Source organism: Allosphingosinicella sp. (assembly GCF_035626655.1).
Taxonomy (GTDB): domain Bacteria; phylum Pseudomonadota; class Alphaproteobacteria; order Sphingomonadales; family Sphingomonadaceae; genus Allosphingosinicella.
In genome coordinates, this window is the sequence record NZ_DASPNF010000013.1 from 113870 (window position 1) to 128441 (window position 14572).

General features: G+C 69.4%; 20 protein-coding genes. 7 read left to right on the forward strand and 13 right to left on the reverse strand.

Annotated elements, in window-relative coordinates; all coding sequences use genetic code 11:
* Positions 1-47: 47 nt before the first annotated feature.
* Positions 48-1205, reverse strand: a complete 1158-nt coding sequence (locus tag VEC11_RS12540) for an isovaleryl-CoA dehydrogenase (RefSeq protein WP_464131779.1) — start codon at positions 1203-1205, stop codon at positions 48-50.
* Between the two features lie 65 nt (positions 1206-1270).
* Complete coding sequence (locus VEC11_RS12545; RefSeq protein ID WP_464131781.1) at positions 1271-1759, reverse strand: c-type cytochrome; 489 nt, start codon at positions 1757-1759, stop codon at positions 1271-1273.
* 160 nt (positions 1760-1919) lie between these two features.
* Between VEC11_RS12545 and VEC11_RS12550 the strand changes: the two genes are divergently transcribed.
* Complete coding sequence (locus VEC11_RS12550; RefSeq protein WP_464131783.1) at positions 1920-3110, forward strand: acetyl-CoA C-acyltransferase; 1191 nt, start codon at positions 1920-1922, stop codon at positions 3108-3110.
* Between the two features lie 17 nt (positions 3111-3127).
* On the forward strand, positions 3128-3679 hold the full coding sequence (locus VEC11_RS12555; RefSeq protein WP_464131785.1) for a suppressor of fused domain protein: 552 nt from the start codon (positions 3128-3130) through the stop codon (positions 3677-3679).
* A 41-nt stretch (positions 3680-3720) separates the two neighbouring features.
* Here the strand turns inward: VEC11_RS12555 and VEC11_RS12560 are convergent, their stop codons facing one another.
* Positions 3721-3996, reverse strand: a complete 276-nt coding sequence (locus tag VEC11_RS12560) for a type II toxin-antitoxin system RelE/ParE family toxin (RefSeq protein ID WP_464131787.1) — start codon at positions 3994-3996, stop codon at positions 3721-3723.
* A 1-nt stretch (position 3997) separates the two neighbouring features.
* Positions 3998-4168 carry a hypothetical protein gene (locus VEC11_RS12565; RefSeq protein WP_464131789.1) on the reverse strand — a complete coding sequence of 57 codons (171 nt, stop codon included), beginning with the start codon at positions 4166-4168 and terminating at the stop codon, positions 3998-4000.
* Positions 4169-4281: 113 nt separating this feature from the next.
* Here VEC11_RS12565 and VEC11_RS12570 point away from each other — a divergent pair, with 113 nt between their 5' ends.
* The 3 genes from VEC11_RS12570 (at position 4282) to VEC11_RS12580 (ending at position 6768) form a co-directional block, all read left to right on the forward strand.
* Positions 4282-5430, forward strand: a complete 1149-nt coding sequence (locus VEC11_RS12570; RefSeq protein ID WP_464131792.1) for a hypothetical protein — start codon at positions 4282-4284, stop codon at positions 5428-5430.
* Positions 5431-5483: 53 nt separating this feature from the next.
* Positions 5484-5870 carry a hypothetical protein gene (locus tag VEC11_RS12575; RefSeq protein WP_464131794.1) on the forward strand — a complete coding sequence of 129 codons (387 nt, stop codon included), beginning with the start codon at positions 5484-5486 and terminating at the stop codon, positions 5868-5870.
* 121 nt (positions 5871-5991) lie between these two features.
* A complete protein-coding gene (locus VEC11_RS12580) occupies positions 5992-6768 on the forward strand; it encodes a phytanoyl-CoA dioxygenase family protein (protein WP_464131796.1) in 777 nt (258 codons plus the stop codon).
* 40 nt (positions 6769-6808) lie between these two features.
* Here the strand turns inward: VEC11_RS12580 and VEC11_RS12585 are convergent, their stop codons facing one another.
* The 5 genes from VEC11_RS12585 to VEC11_RS12605 all read right to left on the reverse strand — a co-directional run bounded on the left by VEC11_RS12585 (position 6809) and on the right by VEC11_RS12605 (position 11152).
* The gene (locus VEC11_RS12585; protein WP_464131798.1) at positions 6809-7240 is read right to left on the reverse strand and encodes a hypothetical protein; all 432 of its coding nucleotides are present in this window, start codon (positions 7238-7240) and stop codon (positions 6809-6811) included.
* 297 nt (positions 7241-7537) lie between these two features.
* Complete coding sequence (locus VEC11_RS12590; protein ID WP_464131800.1) at positions 7538-8068, reverse strand: hypothetical protein; 531 nt, start codon at positions 8066-8068, stop codon at positions 7538-7540.
* Positions 8065-8640 carry a hypothetical protein gene (locus VEC11_RS12595; RefSeq protein ID WP_464131802.1) on the reverse strand — a complete coding sequence of 192 codons (576 nt, stop codon included), beginning with the start codon at positions 8638-8640 and terminating at the stop codon, positions 8065-8067. The genes VEC11_RS12590 and VEC11_RS12595 overlap by 4 nt, the downstream gene beginning before the upstream one ends.
* Before the next feature lie 44 nt (positions 8641-8684).
* The gene (locus VEC11_RS12600) at positions 8685-10145 is read right to left on the reverse strand and encodes a M10 family metallopeptidase (protein WP_464131804.1); all 1461 of its coding nucleotides are present in this window, start codon (positions 10143-10145) and stop codon (positions 8685-8687) included.
* An 86-nt stretch (positions 10146-10231) separates the two neighbouring features.
* On the reverse strand, positions 10232-11152 hold the full coding sequence (locus VEC11_RS12605) for a LysR family transcriptional regulator (protein WP_464131806.1): 921 nt from the start codon (positions 11150-11152) through the stop codon (positions 10232-10234).
* Between the two features lie 156 nt (positions 11153-11308).
* On the opposite strand from VEC11_RS12605, the gene VEC11_RS12610 reads away from it, so the two are divergent.
* Together VEC11_RS12610 and VEC11_RS12615 are read left to right on the forward strand one after the other, a co-directional pair.
* The gene (locus tag VEC11_RS12610) at positions 11309-11626 is read left to right on the forward strand and encodes a UrcA family protein (RefSeq protein WP_464131808.1); all 318 of its coding nucleotides are present in this window, start codon (positions 11309-11311) and stop codon (positions 11624-11626) included.
* Between the two features lie 266 nt (positions 11627-11892).
* Positions 11893-12414 carry a glycine zipper 2TM domain-containing protein gene (locus VEC11_RS12615; protein WP_464131810.1) on the forward strand — a complete coding sequence of 174 codons (522 nt, stop codon included), beginning with the start codon at positions 11893-11895 and terminating at the stop codon, positions 12412-12414.
* A gap of 40 nt (positions 12415-12454) precedes the next feature.
* On the opposite strand, the gene VEC11_RS12620 is transcribed toward VEC11_RS12615, so the two are convergent.
* The 4 genes from VEC11_RS12620 to VEC11_RS12635 are packed head-to-tail and all read right to left on the reverse strand — an operon-like array spanning position 12455 to position 14559.
* Positions 12455-12940: a hypothetical protein gene (locus VEC11_RS12620; RefSeq protein WP_464131812.1), complete on the reverse strand. Its 486-nt coding sequence runs from the start codon at positions 12938-12940 to the stop codon at positions 12455-12457.
* Positions 12937-13500: a hypothetical protein gene (locus VEC11_RS12625; protein ID WP_464131814.1), complete on the reverse strand. Its 564-nt coding sequence runs from the start codon at positions 13498-13500 to the stop codon at positions 12937-12939. The genes VEC11_RS12620 and VEC11_RS12625 overlap by 4 nt, the downstream gene beginning before the upstream one ends.
* 20 nt (positions 13501-13520) lie before the next feature.
* Entirely contained in the window at positions 13521-14063 is a 543-nt protein-coding gene (locus VEC11_RS12630; protein ID WP_464131816.1) for a hypothetical protein, read from the reverse strand.
* A gap of 34 nt (positions 14064-14097) precedes the next feature.
* On the reverse strand, positions 14098-14559 hold the full coding sequence (locus tag VEC11_RS12635; protein WP_464131818.1) for a RidA family protein: 462 nt from the start codon (positions 14557-14559) through the stop codon (positions 14098-14100).
* Between the last annotated feature and the right edge of the window lie 13 nt (positions 14560-14572).

The window sequence follows — 14572 nt, forward strand, 5'->3', positions numbered from 1 at the left end:
CCCGCTGGATTGCCGCGTCGCTTCGCTCCTCGCAACGACGGAGCTGACTAGGCCCCGATCAGCTCCCGCCCGATCAGCATCCGCCGGATCTCGTTCGTCCCCGCGCCGATATCGAGCAGTTTGGCGTCCCGGAAATAGCGCTCCACCGGCCAGTCCTTCGTATAGCCGGCCCCGCCCAGCGCCTGCACCGCCTCGTTCGCGACCTTCACCGCATTCTCGCTCGCCAGCAGGATCGCCCCGGCCGCGTCGAAGCGCGTCGTCTTCCCCTGGTCGCAGGCCCGCGCCACCTGGTAGACATAGGCCCGCGCCGAATTGAGCGCGACATACATGTCCGCCACCTTCGCCTGCATCAGCTGGAACGAGCCGATCGGCTTCCCGAACTGCTTGCGCTCCCGCACATAGGGCAGCACCACGTCCAGACAGGCCTGCATGATCCCGAGCTGGATCCCCGCAAGCACGGTCCGCTCATAATCCAGCCCCGACATCAGCACGCCGACGCCGCCATTGACCGGCCCCATCACATTCTCGTCCGGCACCTCGCACTCGTCGAAGATCAGCTCCGCGGTCGGGCTGCCGCGCATCCCCATCTTGTCCAGCTTCTGGCCGATCGAGAAACCCTTCATGTCCTTCTCGATCAGGAAGGTGGTGATCCCCCGCGAGCCCTCGCCCGGCGCGGTCTTCGCATAGACGACGAGCGTGTCCGCATAAGCGGCGTTGGTGATCCAGAACTTCGTGCCGTTCAGCACATAGCCGCCCTGCACCTTCTCGGCCTTGAGCTTCATCCCCACCACGTCGGACCCTGCCCCCGCCTCCGACATGGCCAGCGAGCCGACATGCTCGCCCGAGATCAGCTTGGGCAGATATTTCGCCTTCTGCTCCGGGCTCGCCCAGCGGCGGATCTGGTTCACGCAGAGGTTGGAATGGGCGCCGTAGGAGAGCCCGATCGAGGCCGAGGCCCGCGCCACCTCCTCCTGCGCGACGACATGCTCGAGATAGCCGAGCCCGAGCCCGCCATCCTCCTCCGCCACGGTGATCCCGTGCAGCCCGAGCGCGCCCATTTCCGGCCAGAGCTCGGTCGGGAACCAGTCCTCCTCGTCGATCTTCGCGGCGAGCGGCGCGATCCGGTCGCTGGCGAAGCGCCGCGTCGTGTCGCGGATCGTGTCGGCCATCTCGCCCAGTTCGAAATCGAGGCCCAGCTCGGACATGTCGGCGTCTCCCTTTCGCGGACGCGCCTACAGAGCCGCGAACGCCGCGACAAGGTGGGCCGGAGCTAGCTGGCCGGCGTCGGCTGCGGCGGCGTCGCTGCGGCGGCGGGCCGCGGCGGCGGCGGCGGCAGCTGGGTCTCCGGATGCTCGCTGCCGCGGTGGCAGGTATAGCAGGTCACCCGCGGCCGCCCCGATTCCGACTCGCCGACGATCGCCGGCAGGTCCTCGCGGTTCAGCTTCTGCACCATCCGAATCATGCCGCGCGCCAGCTCCTTGTGCGGGTTGGCGTCGGAGGCGAAATCGAGCTGGCTGAGCGGCGCCCCTTCCGGCCCGACATGGCAGAAGGTGCAGCGCACGCCGAGCGAGCGGGCGAAGCCGACCATCGTGGTCCGGAGCCGCTCCTGGCCGATATCGGCGGGCAGGACCTTCGCATTGCTGATCCGCGCGGGCCAGACGAACTCCTGCTTCGCGCCCGGCTGCTGCGCAGCCGTGGCGCCAAGGCTCCCCGCCAGCGCGACGGCGGCCAGGGCAAGGGCGACGGGCGGTGCCTTCATCACGGCCCTGGAATATCCTCCCCGCGCCATTTGAACAAGCCGCCCGCCACGCTTATGTGGCCGTCACAACTTCACTCTAACCGTCACCCCAGCGAAGGCTGGGGTCCATGCGCAGTCAGCAGGGATTCCAGCCTCCGCTGGAATGACGAGGGAAATGGACATGAGCAACGCAGACCCCGTCGTCATCCTCTCCTACGCCCGCACCCCGATGGGCTCGTTCCAGGGCAGCCTCGCCGGCGCCTCGGCGACCGAGCTCGGCGCCGCCGCCGTCAAGGCCGCGGTCGAGCGGGCCGGCGTCTCCCCCGACGATGTCGACCGCTGCTATATGGGCTGCGTCCTTCCCGCCGGCCTCGGCCAGGCCCCGGCCCGCCAGGCCGCTTTGTTCGCCGGCCTCCCCAAGTCCACCGAGGCGGTCACCATCAACAAGATGTGCGGCTCGGGCATGAAGGCGGCGATGATGGCCGCGGACAGCCTCGCCGCGGGCAGCGCCGACCTGATCGTCGCCGGCGGCATGGAGTCCATGTCCAACGCCCCCTACCTGATGAAGAAGCACCGCGCCGGCGCCCGCATCGGCCATGACACGGTCTACGATCATATGATGCTGGACGGGCTCGAGGACGCCTATGAGCCCGGCCGCGCCATGGGCACCTTCGCCGAGGCCACGGCCTGCGACTATCAGCTCACCCGCCAGCAGCAGGACGATTACGCCATCGCCTCGCTGACCCGCGCGCAGACCGCCCAGCGGAGCGGCTGGTTCGATCGCGAGATCACCGCCGTCGAGGTGAAGACCCGCAAGGGCACCGAGACCGTCGACAAGGACGAGCAGCCGCTGAAGGGCGATCCCTCCAAGATCCCCGGCCTGAAGCCCGCCTTCTCCAAGGACGGCACAATCACCGCCGCCAACGCGTCGAGCATCAGCGACGGCGCTGCCGCCCTCGTCCTCGCCCGCGCCAGCACCGCCGAGGCCAGGGGCCTGAAGCCCGTCGCCCGCATCGCCGGCCACACCGCCCACGCCCGCGAGCCCGCCCTCTTCACCACCGCCCCCGTCGGCGCGATCGAGAAGCTCCTGGAGCAGACCGGCTGGAAGGTCGCCGACGTCGACCTGTTCGAGATCAACGAGGCTTTCGCCTGCGTCACCATGTTCGCCATGCAGGACCTCGGCATCCCGCACGAGAAGGTCAACATCCACGGCGGCGCCACGGCGATGGGGCACCCGATCGGGGCGTCGGGGGCGCGGATTCTGGCGACGTTGATCTCGGCGCTGGAGCGAACGGGCGGGAAGCGCGGGATTGCGGCTTTGTGCATCGGCGGCGGGGAAGCGACGGCGATGGCGGTGGAGTTGGTGGACTAGACCCTGGACGTCCCCAAATGAGGCGTAGACAAGCAATTGAGGCTCATTACCGCGCGGTTTGGGGGGCCGAGGGTATCCCTTGTCTGTTCCCGTTCGGACCGTTCCGCTCCCTGCCGGAAGACTTCCTTGTCCTGAAATATCCCCCTTTGGCCGACCGCAACATGTGGGTTTATGCCACCCGTTGCATGTCTCAACCTGAGGACGAATCCCCGGTGGAGTTGCACATGTTCGGCGCCACTGACGCGTCGGAACTGGTCGAACTCCTTTACATGACCGCTTACTTTCACCGCACCGCCGAGCATTTGGACCTTGGCCATTCGGTCAATTTCGGGAAGCCGTGGTTGCCCGGTTCAGACTGCGATCACGGCCTGATCTCTTTGCCCTATCTTGACGGACCAAAGCTGGAAATTTTGGATGAGCGCGGTGCAAAGTGTCGCTGCTATTGGTTGATACCGATCACTGCATCTGAAGTCGCATTTAAGCGAGCTAACGGGCTCGATGCGCTGGAAGAGCGCTTCGAGCAGGCGCAGTTCAATTATCTCAATCCACGTCGCGTTCCGGTCGCGTGACTTTGCTCGTCATCCTGGACTCGATCCAGGATGCACCTGCTTCATGGTTCTTCATTCCGTGCCCCATGCCGGATGCGCAGGATGATCACCCGCTCAGCCTCCACATCATAACGCAGGATATAGGGCCAGACCGTCACCATCTCCCGCTTGCCGTCGCCGACTTCGCGGCCCCGATCAGGAAATTCCATCAAACTGTCGGCCAGCTCGATCAACTTGCGCCCGAGCCTCTCGGCGGCGGCGGGATCGTATACCGACACATAAGTGACGATCGCCTCGAGATGGTCGATCGCCTCGTCGGTCCAGACGATCGTTTTCAAGTCACTCGCCGGAGCGCGGCCTCGGCAGCCTCTTGTCGCTGCCCCATGACGAGAGCCAGCGCCGCACCGCATTGTGCGAGATCAGCCTCCCGGCGCGAACATCGGCTTCCGCGCGCGCCTCGGACTTGGCCTCGGCCTCCGGGGAATCGAACAGGTTCTTCTCCGCGGTCATTGCGTCAATATAGCCTTTGCCCGGTAACCGGCCAAGGCGTTGCTGCCCTGACTCATCCGTTCCGGACCGGATTCCCCTTCCAATGTAGGAGTTTGTCTGTCCTACGCTGATCGATGGAGCACCCACCCGATCCGCCCGCGCCGGCACCGGCGATCCACGATCCCGAGACCGATCTCCACTTCCCCTCGGAGGAAGCCCGCCTCTTCTACCTGCAGGGCGCGAAGGACGCGCTGAGCAGCGCCGCGGCCCGACCCGCCGCCGCGCACCCGCATCTCCCGCCCACCCCGGACCTTGGTCTCACCCGCGAAGGCGAACCAACCTCCCTCGTCTCCACCAAACTCTTCGCCGCCTGGACCACCGCCCCGCCCCCGCCCGACGCACCAACCGCGCGCCACGACGGCTGGACCCCCGAGCGCGAGCGCCTCTTCCTCACCACCCTCGCCGAAGCCGGCGTCGTCGCCGACGCCTGCCGCACCTGCGGGATGAGCCGGGTCGCCGCCTATGCCCGCCGCAACAGCGCCGCCGGCCACGCCTTCGCGCTCGGCTGGGACGCGGCGATCCTGCTCTCCCGCGCCGCCACCGCCGACGACGTCGCCTCGCGCTCCCGGCACGGCGTGATCGACCGTATCTACCGCAATGGCGAGCTGGTCATGGAGCGGCACCGCTTCGACAACCGCCTCACCATGGCGCATCTCACCCGCCTCGACCGGCTCGCCGCCGAAGTGGAGCGCCGCCCGGAGGTCCATGCCGTCGCCGCCGAATATGACCGCTATCTGGACCTGCTGCCCGAGGGCAATGCCGGGGCCGAGCGCTTCCTCGCCGCCCGCTTCCCGCTGAAGCGCGACGACGGCGGTCCGCGCGAGGTAGGCGAGGCCTGGTCGCACAGCGACGGGACCCTGTACTGGTCCGGCAGCGAGCGCGCCATGCTCGCCCGCCATACGGCCTATGCCGAGGCCGGCGGCGGCCTCGCACGGGAGATCCCGACCGACGACCTCGACCCCGCGGAAATGCTCGACTGGACCGACGAAGAGATCGCCCGCGCCGAACATGGCGGCCTCCTCGCCGAGATCGGCCGGGGGTCCTGGCCGCACGAAATTTCCTCCCCATCCTGTGATGGGGAGGGGGACCGGCAACTTGCTGGTGGAGGGGCAGAAGGCGCAGACCTCTCAAACGCCCCGCCCGACAGCACAGATGGCACGTGTAAGCTTCGTAAGCTTCGCCGTCTGTTCCGGCTCTACTGGCCGGCGGAGGACGATCCGTGAGGCGCAGCGAAGGCGGTGGAGTCGCCGGCCCGGAGGGCGTATGAACCGGGCCCATGATCCGGCTCCGGCACGTGCTTCCCGTCGCGCTCCTGCTGGTCGCCCAGGCGCCGGCCGTTGCCCAGCCCCGCGCGCCGCTCCGCGAGATCCCGCCCGCCTTCCGCGGCGGCTGGGACGAGACGCCGGGCGGGTGCCAGGGCTTCGAGCCGCGTTTCTCGATCGCCGCGCGGGATCTCTGGAACTTCGAGGTCCACTACCGGGTCCTCCGGGTGCGCTGGCTGGGCCGCACCGAGATCGAGGTGGCGACGCAGCATGTCGATCATGACGGCAGGCCGACCCGCGACCGCGAGACCTGGCGGTTCCGGCTGGTCGACAATGGCCGCGCGATCGCCGGCAACGGCGCGAATTTCCGGCGCTGCGCCCGCCCGGTCGAGCGCGACTGACCCGATCCTTCCCTCGTCCCGGGCGCGGGAGCGGAGCAGGCCGGCGGAGAAACCTCCGCGTCGGCACGTTTCCTGCGGATCGGCGGGCAGCCTGCCGTCAATGCGAGTGAAGACCTAAATCATGACCCTCACGCCCACCGAGATCAGCGCCTTCATCCGCGACGGCTATGTCGCCGTCCCCCGCGCCTTCCCGCGCGAGCTCGCGGAGCGCTGCCGGGCGATCCTCTGGCAGGCCCTCGGCCTCGACCCGGGCCGGCCGGAGACGTGGACCCGGCCGGTCGTCCGGCTCGACCGGTTCGCCGGTCCCTTCGCCGAGGCCGCCAATACGGAGCGCCTGACCCGGGCCTACGACCAGCTCGTCGGCCCCGGCCGCTGGCTGCCGCCGGGCGCGCTCGGCACCTTCCCGGTCCGCTTCCCCTCCGACGCGGATCCGGGCGACGCCGGCTGGCATATCGACGTCAGCTTCGGCACGGAGACGCCGGACTTCATGCAGTGGCGCGCGAACATCTGCTCGAAGGGCCGCGCCCTGCTCATGCTCTTCCTCTTCTCCGACGTCGGCCCGGACGACGCCCCGACGCGGCTGCGCGCCGGCTCGCACCGCGACATCGCCCGCCGCCTCGCCCCTGCGGGTGAGGCGGGCCTGACCCTAGGTGAGCTTGCCGCGAATGATTTTGACGAAAGCGCGCAACGCGAGGAGCGCGTCGCCACAGGCTTGGCCGGCACCGTCTTCCTCTGCCACCCCTTCCTCGTCCACGCCGCCCAGCCCCACCGCGGCACGCGCCCGCGCTTCATGGCGCAGCCGCCCCTGCTGCCGCGGGAGCCGCTGCAGCTGGAGCGGGCGGACGGCGATCATGCGCCGGTGGAGATCGCGATCCGGGAGGCCCTGGGCCTTGCCTGAGCGGCCGCGAGCGACCGTTGAGACCGGCAGGCGCCCGGCCTCAGCCCGGCGCGGCGGCTGCCGCCTCCGCCCGGCCCCCCTCCGCCGCGTTGATGATCGCCCAGAAGGTATCGACCCAGGCGGCGAGCACCTCGCGCGGCGGGATCGGGCCGAGCAGGTCGCGCAGCACGGGCAGCAGCGCGTCGCCGAAGCGGGAATAATGGCGGCCGGTAATCTCGAGCAGGTAATGCTCCCCGCTGACATAGGAGAGCGGCCCGAAGGCGCCGTGCTCGACCAGCTGCCTCGCCTCGTCGAGCAGCAGGTCGACGAGGACGACGGCGGTGACCTCCGCCTGGCCGAGGGCGGTCTCCTTCGTGTCCAGCTCGGCGAGCGCCGCCTCCATGCGCTCGACGAGCGTCTCGCGCCGCTGCTGGACGAGCGGCAAAGAGCGGGCCAGGAGGCTGCGGGTACGGGTGCTGACGGCTTCGGACATGATGAGTTCCTGTCGCGACGGCGGAATGGCGCCGGGCGATTGCTGATTGGGTTGAAAGTGGCAATGGACCCGCGGGAACCTGCGCTGGCCGGCAATGCGATGCGCGCCTCAGCGGCGGTTCGCCCGGACCCGGATCAATACCCCTCGCGGACGGCCGCTAGCGCGCGGCGCGCCCCGAGGGCCGGGCTCGCGACATCAGGCTGCCGCCATGCAGCCGGAAGCGCTCGAAAGGAGAAAAGCCGCGCATGGACTCAATCTAGGCAGCCGGAACGGAAAAGCAAATCGGGCGCCAGCGCCTCAATAATGCAGGTCCGGCCGCGGCCGGCAGGCGTCGAACGCCCGGACCAGCCGGCGCATCCATTCGAGCTGCGGGTCGGCGGGGCGGCCGCGCACGTCGTAGCTGGTGAAGCTGATCTCGCCCTCCGCGCCATTGGCGAAGCGGACGAAGCCGTCGAACTCGTAAATCTGCGGCCGCGGCGCCCTGTAATCGTAGTGGCGGTTATCGCCGAGGGTGATCGCCGGCATCTCCATCCGCGCGAGCGCGGCCACCGCCTCGCGCAGCGCCGGGCAGCCGGCAAGGTTGAGGTCGACGAAGCTCTCCTCGCCCAGCCAGGTGTTGCTCCGCTCGACGAGCAGGCTGGCCGGGTCGGACGGATCGGCGTGGAAGACGCGGTAGGTGAACTCGATGCTCATCGCCGGCTCGAAGCGAATCCGGAAGAGCTCGCCATGATGGCGGTGGGCGTCGCGGATCGTCGAGGGCGCGGCCGCGGCGGGTTCTGCGAACGGCAGCGCGGACGCCAGCGCAAGGCAGAGAAGGAGGCGCCTCATTGGCGCGGCCTCGGCGGGCGGCGGCGGAGCGGGGCATAGCCCTCGCCGCCATGGCCCTGGTCGCGGCAGATCTGGAACACCCGCTCGCCCTCCTTGAACCAGCTGCTGAGCGCATTGGGCGGCGCCCCCTCCGGCTCGAGGACGCGGAGGGTCAGATGGCCGAGCCAGCCCGGCCCGGTCCGGGTCCGCGCATTGAGCTCGTACCAGGTGCCGCGAATCGGCCCGCGCGGCGCGACATGCTCGCGGAGCATCGGCGCGGGCAGGCTGAGCCGGGTCGCCGCCTGGACCCAGGCGCCGAGCGCGGCGCATTGCGAGACCGGCACCCATTGCAGCGGCTCGCGCTCGTCCTCGGGGCTCCCCGCCCGCCGCCGCTCGACCCGGAAGTCGCCGCCGCCGCAAACGTCGAGCGAGAGGAAGATGCGCCGCTCGGGCGCGACCTCCATACGCTGCGCGTGGAAGACGGGCGGCGGCGGGCCGGCTGCGGTTATATTCACCCGGGGCGCGCAATCGTGCACCTCCGCGGGCACGGGCGCGGCCGGCTGCAGCGCGGTCAGCAGGGTGGCGAGAAGCATGGACCGGCGGCGTAACGATCCGGCCGTGTACGCTCAATGAACCGCTAGAGGATGAAGTCGTTCACCAGGATCTGCGTGCCGCTGGCGATGATGTGCAGGTCGGCGCGGAGGTCGCCATTGGTGTCGCCATAGATATGAACCAGGCCGTCGAGCACCTCGGCGCGGAGCTGGCCGGCGACGCCGGAAAAGGCGTTCGTGCCGATCCAGCTGAATGCCTGGTCGCCGTCCGTGCCGCGATTGGCGTCGACCGCGCTGAGGTCGATCCGGTCGGTGCCCGAGAGGAAGTCGTTGAGGCGGTCCGCGCTCGCCTTCTTGCCGTCCGAGCGCGCGGCCAGGTCGCGGCTCTCGCCGGCGGTGCCGAAGACGAAGATGTCGGCGCCGGCGCCGCCCTCGATGCGGTCCATGCCGCGGCCGCCGCGGATCGTGTCGGCGCCGCCGCCGGCCTGCAGCACATTGCCGACGGCATTGCCGGTGATGCTGTCGTTGCCGGCGCCGGCCACCGCATTCTCGATGATCGTCCCGAAAGCGATCTGGACGTTGCTGGTCTGGCCGCCGCCGTCGCTGAAGGCGCCGGGCGAAAGGTCGATCCGGCTGTTGCTGCTCCAGCCCGAGAAATCGAGCGTGTCGCGCCCGCCCGCGTCCCAGATCGCAACCACCGGCGCCGTATTCTTCGTGAAGTCGAGGGCCGGCCGGTCGGCAGTGCTGTTGAAACCATAGACGGTATCGCCGGTCCGGGTCGTCAGGTTCACTCCGTAGAGGCTTTGGATGGCGGCGATGTCGTGCGCCAACGGCGTTGCCGCGAAGGAGGTTCTCGTCGCCCCGGTATTGATGGAGCCGAAATAGGACATGATCGTATATTCGTGGCTGTCCTGATAATATTCGGCATTTGCCTCGTAGGTGATCGTGACCCCCTCGGCGGCGTCATAGGCGCCGGGATGCGACAGGCCGAGCGCATGGCCCATTTCGTGGAACAGGGTGCGGAGGGCCGACTCGCCGAGCGCGACCTGATTGTATACGCCTCCGAGCATGTTGACCCAGATGTCGCCCGCCACCAGCGAGTTGCCGGGATAGCTGGCATAGGCACCGAAATAATCCTCGGTCGTATCGAGATTGCCGAGGTTGATGTCGGCGGTGGCAGGCGTCCCCTCGACAAAGTGGACGGGGATGAAGTCGCTCCAGATGGCGAAGGCGGCGCGAACCGCGTCGCGCTGCGCTGTGGTCATCGGCGAGAATTGCGACTTTTCGGATGAATAGACCTGGCTGGCGTCGTCGAAGAAGGCGAAGGTGATCGTGCCGGGGCCGGCCTTGGGCATCGGATTGAAGCCGATGCCGATCTCCCCGGTGGCCCAGGCGACGTTCGGCCTGGTCAGCTGGTCGATGATCTGCGGGAGCGTGAAAATCTCCTTGCCGTTCGGCGCGAGCACGGACTGGCGGACGACGTCCCCGTCATTGTCGCGGAGCATCGGCGCCACCGTTTTTCCGTCATTCCGCAAAGGCTTACGCATCACCAATCCCGTTCACGCCTGCGGCACGATCATGCGCTTTTGACGCGGAGGCGTCAAACATTCTCGTGCGGAATCCCGCTTTGCCTTCAGGCGGCCCAGCGCCCCTCGCCCGCCGCCAGCGTCTCCCGCGACAATTTGGTCAGCGCCGCGGCCAGGAAGTCCATCACCGCCCGGATCCGCGGCGTGTGGCGCAGCCGCTCATGGGTCATCAGCCAGAGCCCGTATTCGTCGCCGGCGATCGGCTCGAGGCAGCGGACCAGATCGGGGTCGCGGTCGGCGACGAAGCTCGGCAGCACCGCCAGCCCCGCGCCGGCGCGCACCGCGGCGAGCAGGCCGGTGCCGGAGCTGGCCTGCATCGTCACCGCGCTTTCCAGCTTCAGCCGCTGCAGCCAGGCCCGGTAGCGCGGCCAGATCTTCTCGCCGCCGCCGCCGATGATCGGATGCTCCCGAAGGTCGGCGGCGCTGTACGGCCGGCTGTGGGCGGCGGCATAGTCCCGGCTGCAATAGAGCGTCCAGCTGTCCGTGCCGACGCGCCGCCCGACCAGGCCGATGTCGCTCGATTTCTGCTCGGCCCGGAGCGCGACGTCGGCTTCGCCCGCGCCGAGATCGCGCCGGTGGTCGGTCAGGTCGAGCTCGATCACGACGCCCGGATGCGCGTCGTGCAGCGCCTTCAGGATCGGCGGCATGATCGTGACGCCGTAGAGCTCGAGCGTCGTCAGGCAGACCGTGCCGCGCGCCTCGCGGGACTGCGCGCCGGCCGCCTCGGCGAAGGCGGCGGCAGCGCTCTCCATCGCCTCGGCTTCGGGCACCAGGGCCTCACCCGCCGGGGTCAGCGCATAGCCGGCCTGGCGGCGCTCGAAGAGGACGAGGCCGAGCCGCTCCTCGAAGGCGGCGACGCGGCGCGCGACCGTCGTCTGGCTGACGCGCAGCGCCCGGCCCGCACCGAGCGCGCTGCCGCTGCGCGCGACGGCGAGGAAATAGCGGAGATCGTCCCAGTCGAGCGTCATGGTTGCTTCCCCTGCGCCCTGCGGGCGCACGCGTCATTCTGCACTTTTGCAGATTACACGTGCAATAACGTTGTTTGCGTTGCGTTTTGCAACTGATTTAAAGAGGAGCTGCACCGGCGAAGGGCCGGCCTGCCAGATACTCACGGAGACACAGCCATGAAGACCCTCGTTCTCGCCGCGGTCGCCGCGGCCAGCCTCTCTGCGGCCCCCGCCATCGCGCAGCCCGGCCCGACCCGGATCGTGATCAGCCCCGCCGGCCTCGACCTCGCCACTGCCGAAGGCCGCGCCGCGCTGGACCTGCGCATCCTCCACGCCGCCCGCGACGCCTGCGGCACCCCCTCCTCGGCCGACGCCCGCGGCCGGGCCAAGGCGGAGGAATGCGTCACCGGCCTGCGTGCCGCCGCTGCCGAGCAGCGCGATGTCATGATCGCCTCGGCGGAGCGCCGCGCCCAGACCACGCTCGCCAGCCGCTGAGCTCCCGCTCCGGCGGCGTCCTCTCCCCGAGGCCCGCCGGGTTCAGAGCAGAATTCTCTGCTCTCCTCTCCTCCGCCGCCGTCGCTTCTGCGTCGGCGGCGGCTTCGTCTTCGGCGTCCTGCGCGCAGCCGGGCGGCGTTGAATGGCACCGCATTATTGCGGCAGTCTCCGCCCGCCTTATCGCTTTGTCCGTTCGTCCCGCCCGGCTTCCCTTGGCGGATGGGACGTGCGACTAACGCCGTTACGTGGCCGGAAGGAGAAAAGAGATGAGGATCAGCCTGCTTGCTTTGGCGCTTGCCACCGCGGTGACGCCGCTCGCAATGTCAGCGCCAGCTGCCGCGCAGAGCCGCGCCGACCAGATCCGCTGGGAGCAGGCGCAGGCCCGCTTCGAGCGCGAACGCGCCATCTACGATGCCGAACGCGACCGCTACGAAGCCTCGCGCCGGCGCGGCGGCCGTTATGGCGGCGGCTATGGTCGCGGCGGCGGCCGTTACGGCTGGAAGGACGGCCCCGATTGGGAGCCCTCGCGTTATTATCGCGACGATCCCAGCTACCAGGAGCGCCGGCTGAGCGCGCAGGATGAGGTCTATCGCGGCGAGGACGGCCGTTATTATTGCCGCCGCAGCGACGGCACGACCGGCCTCGTCATCGGCGCGGGCGTCGGTGCCCTCGTTGGCCGCGGCATCGACACGCGCGGCGAGCGGGCCACGGGCACGATCGTCGGCGGCGTGCTTGGCGCTTTGGTTGGCCGCGAAGTCGAGCGCAGCCAGGACCTGCGCTGCCGCTGACCTTGGAAGCGGGGACGGCCTCCGGGCTGTCCCCCTTCGCTCAGCAGCGGGTGATCTGCACCTGGTGGATAAGGACGCCGGTGCGGTCGGACCAGCGATAGCCATAGGTGCCGCCCAGCTGCAGCGTCTGCGCCATATTGGCCTGCCCGCAGACAAAGGCACGCGTATGCTGCTCCAGCAAGGCGGCGACGTTGGGCGGCAGCTCCGCCCTCAGGCCGGTCGTGCTGTAATGATAGGTGAGCGAGGGTCCCGCGACCGTGATCCGGTCGAGCCGCGTGAGCTCGTCGACCTGCACGGGCAGCTGCGCGTTGATCTGCCGGGCGGTATTCTCGAAAATGCACGCCACCAGGCGACGGCGCTGCGCCGGTCCGATCTGCGCCAGCGGCTGCCGCTGCTGCGCGGGCGTCAGGCAGGCATTCACCGCCTGGTTGGTATCGACGTTGACCGGCGGAGGGGGCTGCTGGCCCCGGGCCGCGCCGGCCAGGCCGGCCGTCAAGCCGGCGAGCAAGATCATCCTTCGGGTCATTGCCTTCCCCCCTCATCCTCACAGGCGTCGATCCTGACCTCGCGAATCAGGGCATCGTCGCTGTCCACCCAGCGATAGACCTGCGCCCCGCCCAGCGCGATGACGTTCCGCACATCCTCGCCGGCACAGGCATGGCGGCGCGTATCGGCCTCCAGCCGCTCGGCCAAGCCCGGCGGGGCGCCGGCCAGCCGCCGCGCGATCCTGTAGCGATAGACGAGGTCCTGGCCCTCGGCGCCGACCTGGACCACCTCGGTCACGGGGTCGATCCGGAGCGGGAGCTGCGGCGTCAGCTGCCGCACCGTTTCCTCATTGTAGCAGCGGTTGAGCGACGCCCGCCGGGCGGGCGAGAGCTGGTCGATGGTCAGCTGGCGCTCGTTCGCCGGCAGGCAGGTCTCGAGCAGCCGCCGCTCGTCGAGCGGGATGGGCCGCCCTTCCTGCGCCGCATTGGCGACCTGATCGGCGGGCGGAGCCGCGGCCTTGTTCTGCGCCGCCGCCTTGTTTTCCGCGCCGCCGCTGCAGGCGCCGAGCGCCAGGAGCGCGGCGCCGAGCCCGATCCTCACGTCCGGTCCGCCAAGGCTCGCTAGCACGCGTCGACCCGGAAGGCGTGGATCAGCGCGCCCTGATTGTCGACGTAGCGATAGCCATAGGCGCCGCCCATCTGCAGCGTCTGCCGCATCGCCGGCTGCGAGCAGACCAGGCGCCGGCCGCCGGTCTCGATCTGCTGCGCGGCGTTCGGCGGCAGCGAGGAAGCGGACCTGAGTACGGTGTAATGATAGGTCACCGTCGGACCCTCGGCCACGATCCGGTCGAGCCGGGTGAGCTCGTCAATCTGCCGCGGCAGCTGGGGATTGATCTGCGCGGCCAGCGCCGCGTTCATGCAGGCGACGATCTCCCGGCGCTGCTCCGGCGGGAAGGCCGAGGGCGGCCGCTGCATGTCGCTCGGCGAGAGGCAGTTGCCGGCGGCGCTGAGCCCGTTCGCCTGGATCCCCTGCTTCGTCGTCACCACGCCGGTCTGCTGGTTGAACTGGACGTTGGGCGGCGTGTTCGGATTGTCCTCCCCGCGCGAGCAGGCCGCAACCGCAAGCAGCGCCGCACCGGCCGTCAGCAGCATCCGTTCGCTCATCACCAGTCTCCCCGTTCCTGTCCGTCCGTCGTCATCATCTCCGGCGCGCCCGGCCGGCATAGGCCTGGCATTCCAGCTCGATCAGCGCGCCCAGCGCCAGCCCGTCCGTGCCGAACGCGCTCCGTGCCGGCAGCCGGCCGGGCGTGAAATAGCCGACATAGACCCGGTTGAAGGCCGGCCAGTCCGCCATGTTGTCCAGCATCGCCGTGCAGTGGAACACGTCATCCCAGCCGCGCCCGGCGCTCCTCAGGATCGCGCCGATATTCTCCATCATCTGCCGGGTCTGCGCCTCGATCCCCTCGGACAGCCGGCCGTCCGCGCCGATCCCGATCTGCCCCGAAAGATAGAGCACGTCGCCGACCCGAACCGCATTGGAGAAAGGCAGAGGCTGCCCGCCGAGCTGCGGCGCCCCGAAATGTTCGACCGGCGGGCGCTGTGCGGACGCGCCGGCAAAGGGCAGCGCGAGCAAGGCTCCCATTCCGAATAGCCGGCGCATGCCTCATCCTCCC